Annotated in this window: 21 protein-coding genes; 5 read left to right on the top strand and 16 right to left on the bottom strand. The window is 44.4% G+C overall.

What is annotated here, in order from left to right; translation table 11 throughout:
- Nucleotides 1-32: 32 nt before the first annotated feature.
- The 11 genes from atpA to mioC all read right to left on the bottom strand — a co-directional run bounded on the left by atpA (nucleotide 33) and on the right by mioC (nucleotide 9,635).
- Entirely contained in the window at nucleotides 33-1,574 is a 1,542-nt protein-coding gene (gene atpA / locus Q4Q49_RS16805) for a F0F1 ATP synthase subunit alpha (protein WP_006083843.1), read from the bottom strand.
- A gap of 14 nt (nucleotides 1,575-1,588) precedes the next feature.
- Nucleotides 1,589-2,122, bottom strand: coding sequence for a F0F1 ATP synthase subunit delta (gene atpH / locus Q4Q49_RS16800; RefSeq protein ID WP_006083842.1), 534 nt, complete (start codon nucleotides 2,120-2,122; stop codon nucleotides 1,589-1,591).
- Nucleotides 2,123-2,137: 15 nt separating this feature from the next.
- The gene (gene atpF / locus Q4Q49_RS16795) at nucleotides 2,138-2,608 is read right to left on the bottom strand and encodes a F0F1 ATP synthase subunit B (protein WP_006083841.1); all 471 of its coding nucleotides are present in this window, start codon (nucleotides 2,606-2,608) and stop codon (nucleotides 2,138-2,140) included.
- A 37-nt stretch (nucleotides 2,609-2,645) separates the two neighbouring features.
- On the bottom strand, nucleotides 2,646-2,897 hold the full coding sequence (gene atpE / locus Q4Q49_RS16790; RefSeq protein ID WP_006083840.1) for a F0F1 ATP synthase subunit C: 252 nt from the start codon (nucleotides 2,895-2,897) through the stop codon (nucleotides 2,646-2,648).
- Between the two features lie 64 nt (nucleotides 2,898-2,961).
- The gene (atpB, locus tag Q4Q49_RS16785) at nucleotides 2,962-3,756 is read right to left on the bottom strand and encodes a F0F1 ATP synthase subunit A (RefSeq protein ID WP_106648792.1); all 795 of its coding nucleotides are present in this window, start codon (nucleotides 3,754-3,756) and stop codon (nucleotides 2,962-2,964) included.
- A 12-nt stretch (nucleotides 3,757-3,768) separates the two neighbouring features.
- Nucleotides 3,769-4,152 (bottom strand): ATP synthase subunit I, encoded by a 384-nt coding sequence (locus Q4Q49_RS16780; protein WP_105250794.1) that lies wholly within the window; start codon nucleotides 4,150-4,152, stop codon nucleotides 3,769-3,771.
- Nucleotides 4,153-4,377: 225 nt separating this feature from the next.
- Nucleotides 4,378-5,256, bottom strand: a complete 879-nt coding sequence (locus Q4Q49_RS16775; protein ID WP_259523910.1) for a ParB/RepB/Spo0J family partition protein — start codon at nucleotides 5,254-5,256, stop codon at nucleotides 4,378-4,380.
- Nucleotides 5,257-5,265: 9 nt separating this feature from the next.
- The gene (locus Q4Q49_RS16770; protein ID WP_006083836.1) at nucleotides 5,266-6,054 is read right to left on the bottom strand and encodes a ParA family protein; all 789 of its coding nucleotides are present in this window, start codon (nucleotides 6,052-6,054) and stop codon (nucleotides 5,266-5,268) included.
- A 73-nt stretch (nucleotides 6,055-6,127) separates the two neighbouring features.
- Complete coding sequence (rsmG, locus tag Q4Q49_RS16765; protein WP_006083835.1) at nucleotides 6,128-6,748, bottom strand: 16S rRNA (guanine(527)-N(7))-methyltransferase RsmG; 621 nt, start codon at nucleotides 6,746-6,748, stop codon at nucleotides 6,128-6,130.
- 117 nt (nucleotides 6,749-6,865) lie between these two features.
- Nucleotides 6,866-8,755, bottom strand: a complete 1,890-nt coding sequence (gene mnmG, locus Q4Q49_RS16760) for a tRNA uridine-5-carboxymethylaminomethyl(34) synthesis enzyme MnmG (protein ID WP_311999905.1) — start codon at nucleotides 8,753-8,755, stop codon at nucleotides 6,866-6,868.
- A 439-nt stretch (nucleotides 8,756-9,194) separates the two neighbouring features.
- Nucleotides 9,195-9,635 carry an FMN-binding protein MioC gene (gene mioC, locus Q4Q49_RS16755; protein ID WP_261273093.1) on the bottom strand — a complete coding sequence of 147 codons (441 nt, stop codon included), beginning with the start codon at nucleotides 9,633-9,635 and terminating at the stop codon, nucleotides 9,195-9,197.
- A 250-nt stretch (nucleotides 9,636-9,885) separates the two neighbouring features.
- Between mioC and Q4Q49_RS16750 the strand changes: the two genes are divergently transcribed.
- Nucleotides 9,886-11,439: a POT family MFS transporter gene (locus Q4Q49_RS16750; protein WP_311989229.1), complete on the top strand. Its 1,554-nt coding sequence runs from the start codon at nucleotides 9,886-9,888 to the stop codon at nucleotides 11,437-11,439.
- Between the two features lie 81 nt (nucleotides 11,440-11,520).
- On the opposite strand, the gene mnmE is transcribed toward Q4Q49_RS16750, so the two are convergent.
- The 5 genes from mnmE to rpmH all read right to left on the bottom strand — a co-directional run bounded on the left by mnmE (nucleotide 11,521) and on the right by rpmH (nucleotide 15,369).
- Nucleotides 11,521-12,882: a tRNA uridine-5-carboxymethylaminomethyl(34) synthesis GTPase MnmE gene (mnmE, locus tag Q4Q49_RS16745; protein ID WP_311989228.1), complete on the bottom strand. Its 1,362-nt coding sequence runs from the start codon at nucleotides 12,880-12,882 to the stop codon at nucleotides 11,521-11,523.
- Between the two features lie 127 nt (nucleotides 12,883-13,009).
- Complete coding sequence (gene yidC / locus Q4Q49_RS16740; protein WP_311989227.1) at nucleotides 13,010-14,635, bottom strand: membrane protein insertase YidC; 1,626 nt, start codon at nucleotides 14,633-14,635, stop codon at nucleotides 13,010-13,012.
- 3 nt (nucleotides 14,636-14,638) lie between these two features.
- Nucleotides 14,639-14,893, bottom strand: coding sequence for a membrane protein insertion efficiency factor YidD (gene yidD / locus Q4Q49_RS16735; RefSeq protein WP_006083829.1), 255 nt, complete (start codon nucleotides 14,891-14,893; stop codon nucleotides 14,639-14,641).
- Nucleotides 14,860-15,216, bottom strand: coding sequence for a ribonuclease P protein component (gene rnpA / locus Q4Q49_RS16730; protein WP_006083828.1), 357 nt, complete (start codon nucleotides 15,214-15,216; stop codon nucleotides 14,860-14,862). The genes yidD and rnpA overlap by 34 nt, the downstream gene beginning before the upstream one ends.
- A 15-nt stretch (nucleotides 15,217-15,231) precedes the next feature.
- Nucleotides 15,232-15,369 (bottom strand): 50S ribosomal protein L34, encoded by a 138-nt coding sequence (rpmH, locus tag Q4Q49_RS16725; protein ID WP_006083827.1) that lies wholly within the window; start codon nucleotides 15,367-15,369, stop codon nucleotides 15,232-15,234.
- A gap of 446 nt (nucleotides 15,370-15,815) precedes the next feature.
- On the opposite strand from rpmH, the gene dnaA reads away from it, so the two are divergent.
- From dnaA to gyrB, 4 genes are all read left to right on the top strand, one after another.
- Nucleotides 15,816-17,204, top strand: coding sequence for a chromosomal replication initiator protein DnaA (dnaA, locus tag Q4Q49_RS16720; RefSeq protein ID WP_006083826.1), 1,389 nt, complete (start codon nucleotides 15,816-15,818; stop codon nucleotides 17,202-17,204).
- Nucleotides 17,205-17,223: 19 nt separating this feature from the next.
- On the top strand, nucleotides 17,224-18,324 hold the full coding sequence (gene dnaN / locus Q4Q49_RS16715) for a DNA polymerase III subunit beta (protein ID WP_006083825.1): 1,101 nt from the start codon (nucleotides 17,224-17,226) through the stop codon (nucleotides 18,322-18,324).
- Between the two features lie 201 nt (nucleotides 18,325-18,525).
- Nucleotides 18,526-19,608, top strand: a complete 1,083-nt coding sequence (recF, locus tag Q4Q49_RS16710) for a DNA replication/repair protein RecF (RefSeq protein ID WP_006083824.1) — start codon at nucleotides 18,526-18,528, stop codon at nucleotides 19,606-19,608.
- A 16-nt stretch (nucleotides 19,609-19,624) separates the two neighbouring features.
- The gene (gene gyrB / locus Q4Q49_RS16705; RefSeq protein WP_113941413.1) at nucleotides 19,625-22,042 is read left to right on the top strand and encodes a DNA topoisomerase (ATP-hydrolyzing) subunit B; all 2,418 of its coding nucleotides are present in this window, start codon (nucleotides 19,625-19,627) and stop codon (nucleotides 22,040-22,042) included.
- Nucleotides 22,043-22,091: the final 49 nt, after the last annotated feature.

Raw genomic sequence — 22,091 nt, 5'->3', positions numbered from 1 at the left:
ACCTGAGGTGTCTTAAGACACCTCTATCATTGTTACCAGGTTTGGGTTGCTACGAACTTGTCGAGGCCAGCTTTTAATTCAGCTTCGATATCAGCGCTATAATCGCCAGTATCATTGATAAGCTTCATTAAAGGAGCATGCTCGCTGTTCATGAACGAGAGCAGAGCGGCTTCGAAATTACCGACCTTGTTCAGCTCAACACTCTTCAGGTAACCTTTTTCAGCTGAGAAAATAGACACAGCTTGAGCGGCTACGCTCATTGGAGCATATTGCTTTTGCTTCATCAGTTCGGTAACACGCACACCATGCTCAAGTTGAGCACGTGTTGCATCGTCAAGATCAGATGCAAATTGCGAGAACGCAGCAAGCTCACGATACTGTGCTAGTGCGGTACGAATACCACCAGACAGTTTCTTGATGATCTTAGTCTGAGCCGCACCACCAACACGAGAAACAGAAATACCTGGGTTAACCGCTGGACGTAGGCCAGAGTTAAACAGATCGGTCTCAAGGAAGATCTGACCATCGGTAATAGAAATTACGTTGGTCGGTACGAATGCAGAAACGTCACCCGCTTGCGTTTCAATAATTGGCAGCGCGGTTAAAGAACCGGTTTTGCCAGTTACTGCACCTTTAGTGAACTTCTCTACATAAATCGCGTTAACGCGTGATGCACGCTCTAGTAAACGTGAGTGTAGATAGAATACGTCACCTGGGTAAGCTTCACGGCCTGGTGGGCGCTTGAGCAGTAACGAAATTTGACGATAAGCAACTGCTTGCTTAGACAAATCATCGTATACGATCAAAGAATCTTCACCGCGGTCACGGAAGTATTCACCCATAGAACAACCAGAATATGGCGCTAAGTATTGCAGAGCAGCAGCTTCAGAAGCCGTTGCAACAACAACGATAGTGTTAGCTAACGCACCGTGTTCTTCTAGCTTGCGCACTACGTTAGCGATAGTAGAAGCCTTTTGGCCAATCGCAACGTACACACATTTAATGCCAGAATTTTTCTGGTTGATAATTGCGTCGATCGCCATAGCTGTTTTACCAGTTTGACGGTCGCCAATGATCAATTCACGTTGACCACGACCGATAGGGATCATGGCATCAACGGCTTTGTAACCAGTTTGAACTGGTTGATCAACAGACTGACGTTCAATAACACCTGGTGCGATAACTTCAATTGGCGAGTAACCATCGTTATCGATAGGTCCTTTTCCGTCAATTGGCTCACCTAGAGTGTTAACAACGCGGCCAAGAAGACCGCGGCCAACTGGAACTTCCAGAATACGGCCAGTCGTTTTCACTTTTACGCCTTCTGCTAAATCAGCATAAGGACCCATTACTACGGCACCGACAGAATCACGTTCAAGGTTCAACGCGATTGCAAAACGGTTACCAGGCAGTTCGATCATCTCACCTTGCATCACGTCGGCTAGGCCGTGGATGCGGATGATGCCGTCACTTACCGCAACGATAGTACCTTCGTTACGAGATTCGCTAACGACTTCGAACTGCTCGATCCGCTGCTTAATCAGATCGCTGATTTCAGTGGAATTCAGTTGCATGCTCAAACTCCCAATTACGACTGCAGCTTATCAGACAGACGCGATAACTTACCGCGGACCGAGCCATCGATGACTAGGTCTCCTGTCTTAATGATTACACCGGCGATGAGCGCGGCGTCAGTGCTGCAATTCAGCTTAACTTTGCGTGCGAGACGTTTCTCTAAAGAAATACTAATCTGCTGTTGTTGTTCAGAGCTCAGCTCAGTTGCAGAAACCACATCGGCTTCCACTTCTTTTGCCCACTCATTACGGTATTCAGTAAATAACTGAGATACAGCAGGTAGTACCTTTAAGCGACCGTTTTCAGCCATTACCTTTATCAGGTTCTGACCTTGCACATTGACTTGCTCTCCACACACACTAATAAAGAGTGCTGCGAGCTTAGTGCTGGCTAAAGAGCCAGCTAACAGTGGTTGCATGGTTTCGTTTTCACTCACCAATGCGGCAAACGTAAGCATTTCTGCCCATGAATCCACTGCATCTTGTTCAATAGCAAAGTCAAAAGCTGCCTTTGCGTAAGGGCGAGCGATGGTGGTTAATTCAGCCATAACTCAACTCCCTTATCAAATTTCAGCGACTAGTTTATTAACTATGTCACTGTGGGCGGCTGGATCAATAGAACGCTCAAGGATCTTCTCAGCACCCATGATGGCAAGAGTAGCAACCTGCTTACGCAGATCCTCTTTGACGCGATTACGTTCAGCTTCAATTTCTGCTTTACCCTGAGCGATGATTTTAGCACGCTCAGCGTCTGCTTCGGTTTTGGCTTCTTCAACTATTTGAGCTTTACGCTTGTTAGCTTGCTCAATAATTTCATTAGCCGTTACCTTGGCTTCTTTTAGTTGGTCAGTCGCTTTCGCTTGTGCCAACTCCAGGTCTTTTACCGCACGATCAGCATCAGCTAGACCGTCAGCAATCCTTTTTTGGCGCTCTTCGATGGCATTCATCAAAGGGGGCCATACAAACTTCATGCAAAACCACACGAAGATGATAAAGGCGACCGTCTGACCGATTAGGGTAGCGTTGAAATTCACAACAGCCTCCTATTTAGAGTTAAGACAGAAGCGTTTTTTACAGCATTGCACCCAGTGGGTTGGTAAACAGCATGAATAATGCGATACCAACACCGATCATAGTTACGGCGTCAAGAAGACCCGCTACGATGAACATTTTAACTTGTAGCATAGGAGCCATTTCTGGTTGACGCGCAGCGCCTTCCAAGAACTTGCCGCCTAATAAGCCGAAACCGATTGCAGTACCAAGAGCACCCATACCAATCAGCAGAGCAACAGCGATAGCTGTCATGCCTAAAATCGTTTCCATCTGTATCTCCAGTATCTAAATCTGTATTAGTTGATGATTTAGTTTAAAATTTCTTCAGCAATCCTTAATGATCTTCATGCGCCATGCTTAAATAAACAATGGTCAACATCATGAAGATAAACGCTTGCAGTGTGATAACCAAAATGTGGAATATTAACCAACCCAGTTGCAGAGTCACACCTAGGGAAGATAATAACAAGTTGGTACCATACATCAGCGCAATAAGGATGAAGATCAACTCACCTGCGTACAAGTTACCAAAGAGTCGCAATGCCAATGAAATTGGTTTTGCTATCAAAGTAACAGTCTCTAATAGGAGGTTGACGGGTATCATTGCCTTATGGTTAAAGGGCTGTAGTGTCAGTTCTTTAACAAACCCAGACACACCTTTGACCTTAATGCTGTAGAAAATAATCAGCACGAACACACCAATAGCTAAGCTAAAGGTAATGTTAACGTCAGTCGTCGGAACCGCTTTAAGATATGGAATCCCCATTAAACTTGCTGCGTGAGGCAGCCAATCTACCGGGATCATATCCATGAAGTTCATCATGAATACCCATACAAAAATGGTCAGAGCTAAAGGTGCGATCAGAGCATTGCGACCATGAAAACTTTCTTTCACGCTGTTATTTACGAACTCAACGATCATCTCAACAAAACATTGCAGTTTGCCAGGAACACCGGAAGTCGCTTTTTTACCAACGCTGCGGAAAATCCACAGGAACAGAACACCAAGACCAACCGAAAAGAACAACGAATCAATGTGCCATGTCCAAAAGCCTTCACCAACACTTAAGTTGGTAAGGTGATGTTGGATATAGCCCTGCGGTGTTAACGCTTCACCAGTTGCAGCCATGATTCATCCCACTTAACTTTGCTTGAAGTATAAAGGAGCTGTCCAATGCACGATTAGCGTCAGCACATAACAAACAAAAAGCGGCATAAAAGCGACCTTAAGATTGATAAATACAAACGAAAACATTGCGATGGTTAACAGCAACTTTACCGCTTCCCCCCAGTAAAAAGTCTTTATGACTTTTGCAGCTGAACTTGCTCCCGTGTGGGAGAAAGCGAGGGTTGCGAATACAAAATTAGGGAGCACAGCGATTGAACCACCTGCTAACGCAGAATAGCCAAACTGAACTCCCCACACGGCGAAAAAGAGAATTGAAGCACCCCCAGCGACCGCCGCCTGCATCATCACCAATTTATAGGCTGACCACCGGCCACGACGCGCTAAAACCTTACTCAATTCATCCTCTCCGCATTCATACTTTTTGTTTCGATGACCGGATGACAAATACCCGTATTTATGTCGATGCACAAAAAGCTTGCGAAAGTATACCTTTTCACGCCTTCATTGCAACTTTGAGATAAGGAAAAACAACACTTTTAACGTGATCTAGCGCCAAACGAGTTAAAATGTAAGATTAGCATCTGTCACAAATTTACATTAAAAACTGTTAATCTACAGACATTAATGAATTTTACTAAGAATTCCGTCTAATTCAGCCAGATTCTGATAGTTAATTACAATTTTACCTGTGCCCTTACTGCTATGAGCGATAGAAACCTTGGCACCTAATCTTTCAATTAACTGCTGCTCTAAACGACAAACATCTTGATCTTTAGTCGTAGTTTCGGCTTGTTTAGGCGGATTTAAGGTTTGATTAATTAATCGTTCAGTTTCGCGAACGGTTAATTCCTTAGCGGCCACTAATCTCGCAAGATTTGTTTGTTCTTCTCCCTCAATTGCTAACAAAGCGCGAGCATGACCCATATCGATGTCGCCATACTCGAGTAGACGTTTTACTGGCTCATTTAAGCCGTTTAAACGTAACAAGTTAGATACACTCACTCTGGATTTTCCCACAACATCGGCAACCTGTTGGTGAGTCAGTTCAAATTCTTGCATTAAACGTTGTAATGCTATGGCTTCTTCCATGGCATTTAAATCTTCACGCTGGATGTTTTCAATCAAAGCGATAGCAACGGCGGCCTCATCGGGTACTTGTTTGACTATGCAGGGAATTTTATTTAAGCCAGCAAGTTGAGAAGCACGCCAGCGACGTTCGCCCGCAATGATTTCATACATGTCGTTTGCCACTTGTCTCACAACGATGGGCTGAATAATGCCTTGATTGCGGATAGAGTGTGCCAGTTCTTCCAACGCTTCGGGAGACATATCTTTACGAGGTTGATACTTACCCGGTTGTAATAAGTCTAAATCGAGATGGATAAGCTCTTCTTTTTTATCGACAACATTAGCTTCGTCAGTGTGTTTTTTACTGGCTGCATGGCTGTTACTCAGTAGGGCATCTAACCCTTTGCCTAATCCTCTTTTCTTTAACGTCATGGTGATCCTTTACGCTTGCTTAGCCTGAGTTTGTTGTTCTGAACGACGGATCATTTCACCCGCAAGCGCGAGATACGCCTTAGCGCCGGCACTCGATTTATCGTAATACATAGCAGGCGCACCAAAACTTGGCGCCTCAGCCAGCCTCACATTACGTGGGATCACAGTACGATATACCTTGTCACCAAAATGCTGTTTTAGCTGATCGGACACATCATTAGATAAACGATTACGCGGATCGTACATAGTACGTAAAATGCCTTCAATGCCAAGCCCTGGGTTAACCATAGCGGCAAGTTTAGTGATGGTATCAATCAGCGCCGTTAAGCCTTCTAGGGCATAGTATTCGCACTGCATAGGCACGAGCACAGAGTCAGCCGCTGACATAGCGTTCACAGTCAACATGTTCAATGAAGGAGGGCAGTCGATAAAGATATAATCATATTGATCTTTTATCGGTGCGAGCGCGTTACGCAAACGGATCTCACGCGCAAAAAACTCCATCAGTTTGATCTCTGCCGCTGTCACATCACCGTTACTGGCGATCAGATCATACTTACCCGCAGTGTTTTTAATGACGATCTCGTCGAAGGTTTTTTCTTCGACCAATAATTCGTAGGCCGTATTTTCGACCTCGTATTTATCGACACCACTACCCATAGTGGCATTACCTTGGGGATCGAGATCGATCAATAATACTTTACGTTTTGTTGCTGCTAACGAAGCGGCGAGGTTAACGCAAGTAGTTGTTTTTCCTACGCCACCTTTCTGGTTAGCCACGGCAATCACTTTACCCACAATATCACCCTGTATGTAAATGCTGGTTTATTGCCCTTACTTAAAAATGATTTATTCATCACTTTTAAGCCTGTTATTCTTTGATTATTTTCAATAAATGTCTTTGTTCATCGAGTTTAGGTACCTTAAGTTCGATGACTTCTTTCACTGCAAATCCACTTGGAATATGTTGCATTTCTTCATCATTTAACTGGCCTTTAAGCGCATAAAACTGCCCATGTTCGGCGGGTAAATGATGGCACCAAGTGAGCATATCTTGGATTGAAGCAAATGCACGACTTAATACGCCGTCGAATTTTTGCTCAGGTTGATAAGCTTCTACGCGGCTTTCAACTGAGCTGATGTTATGAATGCCTAATTCAAAGGACACTTGTTTTTGAAAACGAATGCGTTTACCTAAGCTGTCCAATAACACAAATTGTTTATCGGGATTCATAATAGCTAACGGGATCCCAGGTAAACCGGGTCCTGTGCCTACATCGATAAAACGTTCACCTTGTAGATGTTTTGAAACTACTAAGCTGTCCATGATATGGCGGATCAACATGGCTTCGGGATCTCTCACCGATGTCAGGTTATAGGCTTTATTCCATTTGTTGAGCATGCCAACAAAATCAATTAGTTGTTTTTTTTGCTCGGCGGTTGCGGGCAAATTAATTTCGGCTAAATAAGCCTCTAACTGGGCAGATAACACTGAGCAACCTCAACAAAGATACGATTATGAACGCGAAGGCTATTATGAAGCCCGAAAACGATGAAGGGAAGCCTGAATGCTTCCCTTCTATGACCTAAGCAGCGATTAAGCTAGCTTTTACGCACTCTTACGTAATAAGCCACGCTTTTTAAGGTGAACCAACAAAATTGAAATAGCCGCAGGGGTAATACCAGAGATCCGTGACGCTTGGCCTATAGTTTCTGGTTTGTGGTTATTTAACTTAGCAATCACTTCGTTCGACAAGCCCGGTACTTCTTTGTAATCGAGCGTCAAAGGTAAACCTGTGTTCTCATTACGCACGGCTTTGTTGATCTCTTCCTGCTGGCGTTGAATATAACCAGAGTACTTCACTTGGATCTGAACTTGTTCAGCTGCTTGTGGATCTTCAAGCCCAGGACCAAAACCTTCAATCTGCATTAACTTGCTGTAATCCATTTCTGGACGACGCAGTAACTCTTCAAATGACGCTTCGCGCGAGATCGGCGTATTCAAATGTGGATTCAACGCATGGATCAAAGGTGAATTTGGATGCACCCATTGGCCACGCAGTCTTTGCAGTTCAAGTTCAATGGATTCTAACTTCTCACTAAATGCTGCCCAGCGAGCGTCGTCGACTAAACCGAGTTCGCGACCTTTTGCCGTTAAGCGAATGTCGGCGTTATCTTCACGGAGTAACAAACGGTATTCGGCACGGCTAGTAAACATGCGGTACGGTTCTTTGGTACCCAGAGTCGACAGATCGTCAACCAGTACTCCAAGATACGCTTCATCGCGACGTGGACACCAAGCTTCTTTGCCTTGCACTTGCAAAGACGCATTCATGCCCGCTAATAAACCTTGAGCACCGGCTTCTTCATAACCTGTAGTACCGTTTATTTGGCCAGCAAAGAATAACCCGTTGATCGTTTTGGTTTCTAGTGAGTTTTTCAGATCCCTTGGATCGAAATAATCATATTCGATCGCATAACCTGGACGCACTATTTCGGCGTTTTCCATACCTTGGATCGAACGCACTAAATTCAACTGTACATCGAAAGGTAAACTAGTTGAGATCCCGTTAGGGTAGATCTCATTGGTATTTAAGCCTTCAGGTTCGATGAAGATCTGATGCGAAGATTTGTCCGCAAAGCGGTGGATCTTGTCTTCAATCGATGGGCAGTAACGTGGGCCTATACCCTCGATTACGCCAGAATACATTGGACTTCTATCTAAACCACCCCGAATAATTTCATGGGTTTTCTCATTGGTATGAGTAATCCAGCAAGAAATTTGCTTTGGATGGTGACTGACATCGCCCATAAACGACATCACAGGCAATGGAGAATCGCCTTTCTGTTCAGCCATTTGAGAAAAATCAATCGTGTTTGCATCGATACGTGGTGGGGTACCCGTTTTTAAACGGCCTACACGGATCGGTAATTCACGTAAACGATTGGCTAAAGCAATGGCTGGTGGATCGCCTGCACGGCCACCGCTGTAGTTCTCTAATCCTATGTGGATTTTGCCGCTTAAGAATGTACCAGTTGTTAATACAACTGCTGGAGATTCAAAAGCTAATCCCATTTGAGTCACTACGCCAACAACTTGATTATTTTCAACAATTAAGTCATTAACGGCTTGTTGGAAAATACGTAAATTAGGTTGGTTTTGTAATATGTTTTGGATCTTTTGACGATACAAGGCACGGTCAGCTTGTGCACGTGTTGCTCGTACGGCTGGGCCTTTGCTTGAATTCAAGGTTCTAAATTGGATCCCTGCATAATCGGTTGCGATCGCCATTGCACCACCTAAGGCGTCAATTTCTTTCACTAGGTGGCCTTTGCCTATGCCACCGATCGCTGGATTACATGACATTTGTCCTAACGTATCGATATTGTGCGTTAGTAATAATGTTTTTGATCCCATTCTTGCTGCAGCCAACGCGGCTTCAGTTCCGGCATGACCACCACCAACAACAATAACATCAAACCGTTCATGAAAATGCATGCCACTACCTTCAATTGCTAAGAGACTCAGTACGAGCCGAGTATTTTAGCATTTGCTTTGCGCTAGGTGAATGATCATTTTACCTTGATCGATCGAGATGATCCGGACTAATAGATATTAAGATCTTTATATAGATCTTCTTATTATGTTTACTATTAGGATCGCGTTTTTCTGTGTATAACCCAAATTAAGTATATAAATCATTAATTAGCGCGATCTTGATCCTGTGATCTGATCGCGATCTAACGCCATTAAACATGGGGATAGATCGCCTACTTATCCACAAGGTGGATCATTAAGCAGATCGGACTGTGAATAGTACAGAGGTTGATCAGATCTAAATAATACCTTATCCACATGTTTATACTTTAAATAAGTAAATTGTGGATAAATAGGATCTAAACTGTACATAGATCTCGACCTTATCCAATAAGCGATCTTAAATATCCTGTTGCCATTGTGCTAACCATGCAAGCGCTGGGTCTTCTGGCACAGGATCAAGTTGTACATCGATCTGGATCTTATCCACAAAGGCTTTTGCATCGCAGTCTTGAATCGCTGAAATGAGTTTTTCAGGGCCTTGGCAAAAGGTGTCATAACTTGAGTCGCCAATTGCACATAAGGCAAAGTTCACTTGGCTGAGATCCGGTTTTTGTTCGGTAATTTCGTTGAAAAAGGGCTGGATATTATCTGGAAGATCACCCGCGCCGTGGGTAGATGACACGATAATCCATAGTGCATGGGTGTCGATTTCGCACAGTGTTGGAGTTAAATGCACTTGAACTTGGTGCCCTTGATCCGTTAATTGCGCCATCATTTCGTCAGCAACATACTCTGCACTGCCCAATGTTGTGCCAACTATTACTTCAATCTTTGCCATTATGATTTCTCAGTGTGTTGTTGTTTTTAAAACAAATTTCAATTAAATAGATAGCTCAATGGCTATTATTATGTTCATCATAAAGGAAATGTGGATCGGACCACAGAAGCAATACGTGATTTTTGCAGTTTTTGCATCCTTTATATAATGTTGGTTTGGCTTACATGTTACCTTTAGCTTCTTGATACAAAATTAATATATTTACCAATTTAATTTCATTTTAAATCAAATAATTATAATAGGATGTTCTATGACAACACCCGTAAATGCGCCCCAGTGGCCACGGCAAATTCCTTACATCATCGCCAGTGAAGCTTGTGAACGTTTTAGCTTTTACGGTATGCGGAATATTCTTACCCCATTCTTGATGACAGCACTTTTGTTGTCTATTCCAGAAGAACTACGTGGAACTATGGCTAAGGATGTGTTCCATTCCTTTGTCATTGGAGTGTACTTTTTCCCATTACTCGGTGGTTGGATTGCTGATCGTTTTTTCGGTAAATACAATACTATCTTATGGTTAAGCTTAATTTACTGTGTTGGTCATGCGTTTCTCGCTATTTTTGAACACAGCATTCAAGGGTTTTATACGGGATTATTTTTAATTGCGCTCGGATCGGGTGGGATTAAGCCCTTGGTTTCTTCCTTTATGGGAGATCAATTTGATCAAACCAATAAAACATTGGCGCAGAAAGCGTTTGATCTGTTTTATTTTACGATTAATTTTGGCTCCTTCTTTGCCTCGTTATCTATGCCATTACTATTGAAATATTATGGTGCTGCGGTCGCATTTGGGATCCCTGGTGTCTTGATGTTTATTGCAACTGTGTTCTTCTGGTTAGGCCGCAAACGTTATGTGCATATGCCACCCGAACCGAAAAATCCCCATGGTTTTTTACCCGTTATTCGTACCGCATTGCTCACTAAAATCGCTGGCCAAGCCAACATAGGTTTAGTGTTAGCTTTAGTTGGGATCATTTCTGCAGCGTATGCCTTAGTCAATATTCCAACCTTAGGTATCGTTGCTGGTTTGTGCTGTGCGTTAGTGCTTGTGATGGGATTTGTTGGCGCAGGGGCTTCATTGCAACTCGAACGGGCTAGGGGGATCCATCCGGATATCGCCGTTGATGGTGTGCGTTCAGTTCTACGGATCTTAATCTTATTTGCGTTAGTGACTCCCTTTTGGTCTTTGTTCGATCAGAAAGCGTCCACTTGGATATTGCAAGCCAATGACATGTCAAAACCGGCATGGTTTGAACCTGCCATGATGCAAGCGTTAAACCCATTATTAGTTATGTTACTGATCCCATTTAATAACTTTGTGTTATATCCGGCGATTGAGCGCATGGGGGTAAAGTTAACTGCTTTGCGTAAAATGGGGGCTGGGATTGCCATCACGGGAGTGAGTTGGATAGTCGTTGGTAGCATTCAATTGGTGATGGATGGCGGCTCGGCATTATCAATATTTTGGCAGATTGTGCCCTATGCTTTGCTCACCTTTGGTGAAGTATTAGTTTCAGCCACAGGGCTAGAGTTTGCCTACAGTCAAGCGCCTAAAGCTATGAAAGGCACTATCATGAGTTTTTGGACCTTATCTGTGACCGTCGGTAACTTATGGGTGTTATTGGCGAACGTCAGTGTGAAAAGCCCTGCTGTGACCGAACAGATTGCCCAAACTGGGATCAGTATTACCGCATTTCAGATGTTTTTCTTCGCAGGTTTTGCCATCTTGGCAGCATTGATATTTGCGCTTTATGCAAGGTCCTATCAAATGCAAGATCATTACCGCCACGTCGAATCATAAAGATGGATGGAAATATTCGGTTGTAGATAGAAAATCAGCCCATATTGTATGGGCTGATTTATATGGAACTAATAAGGTTAGTTATTTCCCGATACAGAAAGAGCTGAAAATCTTGCCGAGTAAATCGTCAGAAGTGAAGCGGCCAGTGATCTCAGATAGTGCTAATTGGCACATACGTAGCTCTTCCGCTAGCAGCTCTCCGGCAAGGTAAACCTCTAACTGCTCTTTACCTAATAGCAGGTGTCCTGCGGCTAATTCAAGGGCTTCTAAGTGACGACGACGGGCGATAAAGCCACCTTCGAGATTACTCTGATAACCCATAAGTGACTTCAAGTGTTGCTTTAATTCTTCAACACCTAAGCCTGTTTTAGCCGAGATCCGGTAGACGCTATAACCTTGTTCTTCGGTCATCATTAAGTCTTCGCCCGTGAGATCGGCTTTATTACGGATCACTGTCACGCCTAAATTGGAGGGCAGGCGATCGACAAAGTCAGGCCAAATAGCATGGGGATCGACAGCGGCGGTTGTCGTGCCGTCCACCATAAATAGCACGCGATCGGCGCTATTTATTTCATTCCATGCGCGTTCAATACCAATTTGTTCTACCGTATCAGTGGTATCACGCAGGCCTGCGGTATCAATAATGTGCAGCGGCATACCATCTAAATGGATATGTTCACGTAATACGTCGCGTGTTGTTCCGGCAATTTCAGTCACAATGGCCGACTCTTTACCCGCTAACGCATTCAGTAAGCTTGATTTTCCGGCATTGGGACGACCGGCAATCACCACTTTCATCCCTTCACGAATGATAGAACCTTGCTTGGCACTGGCTTGCACTAGGTCGAGTTTGTCGATGATTCTATAGAGAGCATTGGCAATCTTGCCATCACTTAAAAAGTCGACTTCTTCATCGGGGAAATCAATTGCGGCTTCAACGTATAAACGCAGGTTAGTGACTTGGTCCACCAGCTCGTGGACTTCCTTAGAAAATTCACCTTGTAGTGATTGCAGCGCGCTTTTAGCGGCTTGCTCACTGGTGGCGTCGATAAGGTCGGCAATGGCTTCGGCTTGGGTTAAGTCGAGCTTATCGTTCATAAAGGCTTGTTCGCTGAACTCGCCTGGTTTTGCGATACGAATGCCACCGACTTCCATTACCCGTTTGATCAACATATCGAGGACGATTTGGCCGCCGTGGCCTTGAAGTTCCAGTACATCTTCGCCAGTAAAGGAATTAGGTCCTTTAAAGAATAGCGCTATGCCTTGGTCTATCACTTGGCCCGATGCACTTTTAAAATCGCAATAATCGGCATATCGGGTTTTAGGAAGATGACCTAATACGGCCATAGCGACATCACTGGCTTTGTCGCCTGAAATTCGAATGATGCCTACGCCGCCACGTCCGGGCGCGGTGGCTTGAGCCACAATAGTGTCAGTTGTCATGGAAATACCCACCAAACTAATATCTACTAAATCATGTAAAGGAAAAGGCGGCCAATTAAGCCGCCTTTTAGTGTCATGCGTTCACATTAATCTGTAACGATGCGCTAGAGTCTTGGAAATCTTAGGCTTATTTTAAGCCTTTTTTCTCAAGACCTGCATAAATAATCTTCTGCTGCGTGATAGCAACTATGTTACCCACTAACCAGTACAGTACTAGACCCGCTGGGAACCAGAGGAAGAATACGGTAAAGATCACTGGCATCCATTGCATCATTTTCACTTGCATAGGGTCCATAGTCGGTGCAATAGGTTGCATCTTCTGCATCACAAACATAGATACGCCCATCAGCAACGGTAATATGTAGTAAGGATCTTGTACCGATAAATCGTGGATCCACAACATAAATGGTGCGTGACGTAATTCGAAGCTTTCTAACAATACCCAGTACAAGGCAATGAAGATTGGCATCTGTAAAATAATAGGTAAACAGCCACCCATAGGGTTAACTTTTTCTTTCTTATACAGTTCCATCATGGCCTGACCCATCTTTTGACGGTCATCACCAAAGCGTTCTTTCAAGTCAGTCAGTTTAGGTTGCAGGTTACGCATTTTCGCCATTGAGGTGTACTGCGCTTTTGTCAGCGGGAACAGTAAACCACGAACGGTTAAGGTGATCAGAATAATCGCCACACCCCAGTTACCGACGAATGATTGATAGAACATCAATAACCAGTGGATTGGTACGGCTAACCACCATAGGAAGCCGTAATCGACCACTAGGTTTAAGGTATCAGAGATGGCTGACAGTGCTTTTTGATCCTTAGGACCGACATAGAACTGTGAGCTAATTTCTTGGGTCGCACCAGGTGCAATATCATGTACCGCGCCGCGGAAACCAATATTGGCTAAACCGCCCGCACTGACACTAGAGAAAATAGTGTTGCTGTCGGTAGCCGGTGGGATCCACGCCGAAACGAAGTAATGTTGTAGCATGGCAGCCCAACCACCCAACGTTGCTTGGTTCAGGTTGCTTTTCGCCATGTCATCAAATTTGTATTTCTCATAACGCACATCTTGCGTAGAGAATGCGCCGCCACGATAGGTAGGCATCATCATGCTGCTTTCAGACGGTTTAATCGTTTGTTTAATTTGACCGTACATTTGAACTTGCAGCGGAGCAGCTGAAGTATTGTTGATTTTATAGTCAACATCTACGTTGAACTTACCGCGATGGAATACAAACACTTTAGTGTATGTCACGCCATTATCGCCGACATAAGTTAACGGTACTTCTAAAGTGTCTTGACCTTCGGCTAAGGTATATTCAGTCGCTGCAGTGCTAAATGTGGCACGGCCTTTGGCGCTGCTGTCGATACCATCGCGACCTATAAGGCCGCTCTGGGCGATATAAGTGAAATCTTTCGTTTGCTCAAGCAACACGAAGGGTTGATCTTTATCCTGTTCCATCTTGTGCGAAACTAACGCAGCAAAAACGATGTCACCACCGATTGGATTAATTTGAACGTCCAATTGGTCTGTTTTCACTGTAATCAGTTTGCTGGTTGCTGTCACTGCTGCAGGAACACCTGTATCAGCTTCTGGAACATCGGCACTGTGTGAGTTTGCCGCGTTCGCCACTAAGGACGATTCGGTTGCAACGGGTTTAGGAGCTTTGTCTGCTTGCCACTGTTGCCACAGCAAAAAGCTGACAAACAGTAGTCCTATGAGCAATATATTGCGTTGAGATTCCATAGCCTATTTATTACACCTGTCATTTTTAGGGGGGACGGGATCACTACCGCCGGGATGTAAAGGGTGACATTTTAATATGCGTTTCAATGCAAACCAACAACCTTTCGCGGTTCCATGCACTTTTATTGCTTCAATAGCGTAGTGAGAGCAGGTGGGATTGAAACGGCATCGAGGGCCCAGTATAGGGCTTATGAATACTTGATAGCCACGAATTAACGTGGTCGCTAGCCATTGTAGCGGCGACTGAGTTTGCGCCATAGCTTTTCTATCAATTTGTTGATTTCAGCGTTTTCCATTTCCATCACGCCATTTCTGACAAGCACAACAATATCAAGATGAGGAATGTCGTGTTGATTTAAGCGAAAACTATCTCTGATCACACGCTTAATACGGTTACGTTGATTGGCGCGTTTTACAAAGCGTTTGGCAACAGTAAGGCCCATACGCGGATGTTGTTCCGTGTTAGGAATAGCGAGCAAGGTAATTTCAGCAGAAGATGCTTTGATGGGATTGGAAAATACAGATTTAAATTGCGCGGGAGTTAACAAACGTAACTCCCGCGAAAAGGTATAGCTAGTCAACTAGTTACCCACTTATTAAGCAGATAAACGAGCGCGACCTTTCGCACGACGACGTGCAAGCACCTTACGGCCGCCTACAGTAGCCATACGAGCGCGGAAGCCGTGAGAACGCTTGCGCTTCAGGTTGCTAGGTTGAAAAGTACGTTTACTCATGATGGCAATCCGTCTTTGTTAATTAGTGAACATATCCTTATCTCTAGGATAGAGGTAAGGGCAAAAAAGAGGCCGAATTGTAATCACAATACTTAGTCACGTCAACAACGAAAGTAAGTAAGTGCTTTATTTCTGCCAGCGTATCCTTTGATCAATCCCCTGAATACACCATAAGATGTGGATAACTCTGTGTACGGACACTACATATAGTAGTGCAGGGGATCTTCGAGCCGATCGAAGGGGCGCCATTATAGATCAATGTGGATCGCTTAATAAAGCAGGATTTGCGGATAGTGCAGAATAAAAGGATCGTTTTGGATCTTTGATGATCGAGGATATCCACACAGAATGATCTCGCTGGGGATAAATATTTTTTAAGGATAGCGATCCTTGAGATCTCGCTATAGAATACACCTCTTTTTTGATGATCTTTTGGGGATAACTAAGTGGCTGTTTCACTTTGGCAACAATGTATCGGACGATTGCAAGATGAGCTTTCTGCTCAGCAGTTCAGTATGTGGATCAGACCGTTACAAGCCGAAATGGATGGAGATACTCTGGTGCTTTATGCGCCCAACCGCTTCGTGCTTGATTGGGTCAGAGATAAGTACATCAATATCATTAATCAGTTCTTTACTGAGCAGATGGGCAGCGATGCACCTAAATTGCGTTTCGATATTGGTAGTCGTCCTTCGGCGAAAAAGCCAAGTGTGCCAGCACCTATAGCGCCAACTCGTGTAGCTAATACCCAAACTAAAGCGACAGTAGGCACGACGTTTAACGTCCAAGCCGAGCCGATGGCGAACGCGAATCACCGCAGTAACATCAATCCTAGCTACCAGTTTGATAACTTCGTAGAAGGTAAGTCGAACCAATTAGGTAAGGCTGCGGCGTTGCAAGTTGCTGAAAATCCAGGTGGTGCTTATAACCCATTATTCTTATATGGCGGAACAGGTCTAGGTAAGACTCACTTGTTGCACGCTGTCGGTAACGGGATCATTAAAAATAATCCGAATGCCAAAGTGGTTTACATGCATTCCGAGCGTTTTGTCCAAGACATGGTTAAAGCGCTGCAAAACAATGCGATCGAAGAATTTAAACGTTACTACCGTAGCGTCGATGCTTTGTTTATCGATGATATTCAATTTTTTGCCAATAAAGACAGATCCCAAGAGGAATTCTTCCATACCTTCAATGCCTTGCTTGAGGGGAATCACCAAATAATTTTGACTTCAGATCGTTATCCAAAAGAGATCGACGGTGTTGAAGACAGATTGAAATCTCGTTTTGGTTGGGGTTTAACCGTGGCGATTGAGCCACCAGAGTTAGAAACCCGCGTGGCGATTTTGATGCGTAAAGCCCAAGAGAGTGGCATTAACTTGCCCGATGAAGTGGCCTTCTTTATTGCTAAACGTTTACGTTCAAACGTGCGCGAGCTAGAAGGGGCGTTAAACCGCGTTATCGCCAATGCTAACTTTACTGGTCGACCAATTACCATTGATTTTGTTCGTGAAGCCTTACGTGACCTCTTGGCACTTCAAGAAAAATTAGTCACTATAGACAATATTCAGAAGACCGTAGCTGAATACTACAAGATCAAGATGGCTGATATGTTGTCTAAGCGCCGTTCACGCAGCGTTGCGCGGCCAAGACAAGTGGCAATGGCGTTATCCAAAGAATTAACTAACCAAAGCTTGCCGGAAATTGGTGATGCTTTTGGTGGTAGAGATCACACCACAGTGTTGCATGCCTGTCGTAAGATTGCTCAGCTACGGGAAGAGAGCCACGACATTAAAGAAGATTATGCTAATTTGATTAGAACCTTATCTTCTTAAAACAAGGAATTTGGACACTATGAAATTCTCAATTGATAGGGATGCCCTATTAAAGCCGTTGCAATTGGTGTGTGGTGCGGTAGAAAGACGCCATAATTTGCCCATTTTGTCTAACCTCCTTGTAGAAGTAAGTGGTCACTCACTTAAGTTGACCGGAACAGATTTAGAAGTCGAACTCGTGGGCCAAGTTGTGGTTCACGGTGATATCGAAGAAGGTCGTACTACGGTTCCGGCTAAAAAGCTGCTCGATATTGTTAAGTCTTTGCCAGAACAAAGCGAGCTGAAAGTCGAGCAACAAGATAATAAATGGTTGCTGCGTTCAGGCCGTAGCCGTTTTTCTTTAGCGACCTTGCCCGCAGAAGAATATCCCAACGTTGAAGCCTTCCAAGCTGAGATTGAATTTAGCTTGAAGCAGGGCGTATTGAAGTCGATTATCGACTCAACGCAATTTTCTATGGCTAACCAAGATGTGCGTTATTACCTCAACGGTTTATTGTTTGAAACTGAAGGTAATGTGTTGCGCGCGATTGCGACCGACGGCCACCGTTTGGCCTTAAGCCATCGGACAATTGAAGCACAATTACCTGAAAAACAAGTCATTGTTCCACGCAAAGGCGTAATGGAAATGGCGCGTTTATTGGAGTCGGACGATCTCGATATCGCGATTGCCATTGGTGATAATGCCATTCGTGCCACTACGGCTAACACTGTATTTACCAGTAAATTAGTCGATGGCCGCTTCCCTGATTATCGCCGTGTATTGCCAAAGGGCGGTGATAAAATTGTGATTGCGAGTCGTAATCACCTGAAGCAAGCGCTGACCCGCGCATCGATTTTATCGAACGAAAAATTCCGTGGTGTGCGTATTCAACTCGAAAATGGTCTGCTCAAGATCACCGCTAACAATCCTGAACAGGAAGAAGCGGAAGAGATCATCGATGTGGAATACAATAACCAAGCCTTAGAAATTGGTTTTAACGTCAGTTATTTACTCGACGTGCTCAACAACCTTAAGTCCGATGATGTGCGTATCACGCTCATTGATGGTAACTCCAGCGCCTTAATCGAAAACCATTTGGAAGAAGATTCCATGTATGTGGTTATGCCGATGCGCTTATAAACCATCGATTTTTACGTTACCCGTGTTTGTACCTCTGTCTCCGATAGCTATGCCGCTTAACGGCGGCACAGTGTTTAATGCGCAGCATTGGCCATTCCTTCACTCATTTACCGATAGCCTTAGCCTGTGGCAGCGATTGAGTTGCCTGTTAAGTGTTATGAATCCTTGCCTTCGCCGTTTACGCGGCTTAATGAGTAATGCATGAGCCTGACCCGTCTCAATATCGAAGCATTTCGCAACATTCAGTCCGCACAGTTAATCCCTGCACCTGGGATTAACTTGATTTATGGCCAAAATGGCAGCGGTAAAACCAGTATTCTTGAGGCTATTTATTTCCTCGGTATGGGGCGTTCGTTTCGTAGCCATTTATCCCAACGAGTGATTAATAACGACGACGATAAGTTAACGCTCTTTGCTACCTTAAATTTAGCGCGCGGTGACAGCAAAATCGGTTTGCGCCGATTTCGTAGTGGTGAGACCGAAGTGAGAATCGACGGCGAAAAAGTCAAACGTCTGTCGACATTAGCCGAAACCTTACCTATTCAAGTGATCACGCCTGAAAGCTTTTCTTTACTGTTTGAAGGCCCAAAATCCCGTCGACAATTTATCGATTGGGGCGCATTTCATGCTGACCCACAGTTTTATGGCGCTTGGACGAATGTTCGCCGCGTTCTTAAGCAAAGAAATCAATTGCTTAGAAATGGCTCGTCCTATAGTAATATTCAATTTTGGGACCAAGAGTTTGTGCGTTATGCCGAGCAGGTTACTGAAATACGAAACCATTATGTAGACTCGTTAAATGAGCTACTTAAGGGTATAATCGGGGAGTTTTTACCGAGTGTAGATGTGAAGGTTTCATTTACGCGCGGCTGGGATAGTAAAACGGATTTTGCAGAACTACTCGAAAACCAATATTCCAGAGATTTGGCCACAGGTCATACCGTCAGCGGTCCCCATAAAGCTGACCTTAGACTTCGTGTAGGCACTTTGCCGGCGCAGGATGCCCTGTCCCGTGGTCAATTAAAATTATTAGTCTGTGCACTGCGTATTGCACAGGGAAAGTTGCTCAAACAACAAATAGATAAACACAGTATTTATCTTGTGGATGATCTTCCGTCCGAGTTGGATGCACAGCATAGGCAGCTATTGCTTAAGCAGTTAACGGATACCGGAGCACAAGTTTTTGTGACCGCCATCGATCCTGCTGCAATAGTCGATTCGTTACACACGCCTCCCAGTAGGATGTTTCATGTGGAACAGGGACGTGTAACGGTAATTGAATAACCATTGAGAGAATAATATGTCAGAGAATAGTTACGATTCTTCGAGTATTAAGGTCCTTAAGGGCCTTGATGCAGTACGTAAGAGACCTGGGATGTATATTGGTGACACCGACGACGGTACGGGTCTACATCATATGGTGTTCGAAGTAGTCGATAACTCTATCGATGAAGCCTTAGCCGGCCACTGCAGCGATATTACCATTACTATCCATGTCGATGGTTCGGTTTCTGTTAAGGATGACGGCCGTGGTATTCCGGTCTCTATCCATGAGGAAGAAGGCGTATCGGCAGCAGAAGTTATCATGACGGTATTGCATGCCGGCGGTAAGTTCGACGATAACTCTTATAAAGTGTCTGGCGGTCTCCACGGTGTGGGTGTATCGGTTGTAAACGCTTTATCTAAAAAGCTGCAAATGACTATTCGTCGTGCAGGCAAAGTGTACGAGCAGTTTTATACTCACGGTGTGCCTGATGCGCCAATCAAAGAGATTGGTGATGCGACTAAAACCGGTACCGAAATCCGTTTTTGGCCAAGTGAAGATACCTTTAGCGATGTCGAGTTTCACTTTGAAATTTTGGCAAAGCGCGTGCGCGAACTGTCATTCCTTAACTCAGGCGTAGGTATTCGTCTGGTTGATGAACGTGACAACAAGAATGAATTCTTTAAATACGAAGGCGGTATTAGCGCATTCGTCGATTATTTGAACCGTAATAAAACCCCCGTCAACAAAGACGTATTCCACTTTATGCAAGAGCGTGAAGATGGCATTACCGTTGAAGTGGCTATGCAGTGGAATGACGGTTATCAAGAAAATATTTTCTGTTTTACCAACAACATTCCACAGCGTGATGGTGGTACTCACTTAGTCGGTTTCCGTAGTGCGTTGACACGTAACCTCAACAGCTACATGGAAAACGAAGGCTATAACAAGAAAGGTAAAACTAGCGCGACTGGCGATGATGCCCGTGAAGGTTTGACTGCCGTTATCTCTGTTAAAGTGCCTGATCCTAAGTTCAGCTCGCAAACCAAAGACAAACTGGTTTCTAGTGAAGTGAAAACCGCGGTTGAACAAACCATGGGTGAGAAGCTGAACGATTATCTGCTGGAAAACCCAGCTGATGCGAAGTTGATCGTCGGTAAGATTGTCGATGCGGCCCGTGCCCGTGAAGCGGCGCGTAAAGCTCGTGAAATGACCCGTCGTAAAGGCGCACTCGATTTAGGTGGTTTGCCAGGTAAGCTGGCCGATTGCCAAGAAAAAGATCCTGGTCTTTCAGAAATTTACATAGTGGAAGGTGACTCTGCTGGCGGTAGCGCTAAGCAGGGACGTAACCGTAAGAACCAAGCGATTTTGCCACTGAAAGGTAAAATTCTAAACGTTGAGAAGGCCCGCTTCGATAAGATGTTGTCTTCTCAAGAAGTGGCCACACTGATCACGGCGCTTGGCTGTGGTATTGGTCGCGACGAATATAACCCAGATAAAACCCGTTATCACAACATCATCATCATGACGGATGCTGACGTCGACGGCTCGCACATTCGTACTTTGCTGTTGACCTTCTTCTTCCGTCAAATGCCTGAATTGATTGAACGTGGTTATGTGTATATTGCTCAACCGCCTTTATTTAAAGTGAAAAAGGGCAAGCAAGAACAGTATTTGAAAGATGAGCCAGCATTGACTCAATACCTCACGACTCAAGCATTGGATGGCACTGTTGTGTATCCAACGCAAGGTGCGATTGGTATGTCAGGTGAGCCGTTAGAGCGTTTAGTGACTCAGTATCGTGAAGTGGAAGCCATTGTTGCTCGTTTAGAGCAGCGCTATCCAACGCACATTACTAACCGTATGCTTTACCATCCAATGATCACCAACGAGATGTTGGCCGATGAAGGCAAGATGAAAGAGTGGATCGATGCCTTTATCCATGAGCTGGTGGAAATGGAAAACAGCGGTGTACTGTATTCTGCTGAGCCGATTCTCGATCCTGAGCGTAAAGTGTATCTGCCTAAGATCACCATTCGTAAACACGGTATCGATACTAACTATCTGTTTACTTATGACTTCTTCCAATCAAGCGATTATCAACGTATCGGTAAGTTAGGTGCGGCGTTAGATGGCATGATTGAAGAAGGCGGCTATGTACAACGCGGCGATCGTGTTAAAGAAGTCGGCAGCTTCCTTGAAGCGCTAGATTGGACGATTTCTGAAGCCAAACGCGGCTTATACATTCAACGTTATAAAGGATTGGGTGAGATGAACCCTGAGCAATTGTGGGAAACTACAATGGATCCTGAATCACGCCGTATGTTGCAAGTCACGATTGATGATGCCGTGGGTGCCGATCAGTTGTTCACTTGTTTGATGGGTGATCAAGTTGAACCTCGTCGTGAATTCATCGAAGCGAACGCATTGAACGTGGCTAACTTAGACGTTTAATGCTAGATGTATAATATTAGACGTGTAATGCGTGTTAAGACTCGCGTTA

It is taken from the genome of Shewanella sp. SP1S1-7, from assembly GCF_031932105.1.
In the GTDB taxonomy this organism is placed as follows: domain Bacteria; phylum Pseudomonadota; class Gammaproteobacteria; order Enterobacterales; family Shewanellaceae; genus Shewanella; species Shewanella baltica.
The sequence above is the reverse complement of the archived record's forward strand: the minus strand, read 5'-3'. Positions and strand labels throughout refer to the sequence as shown.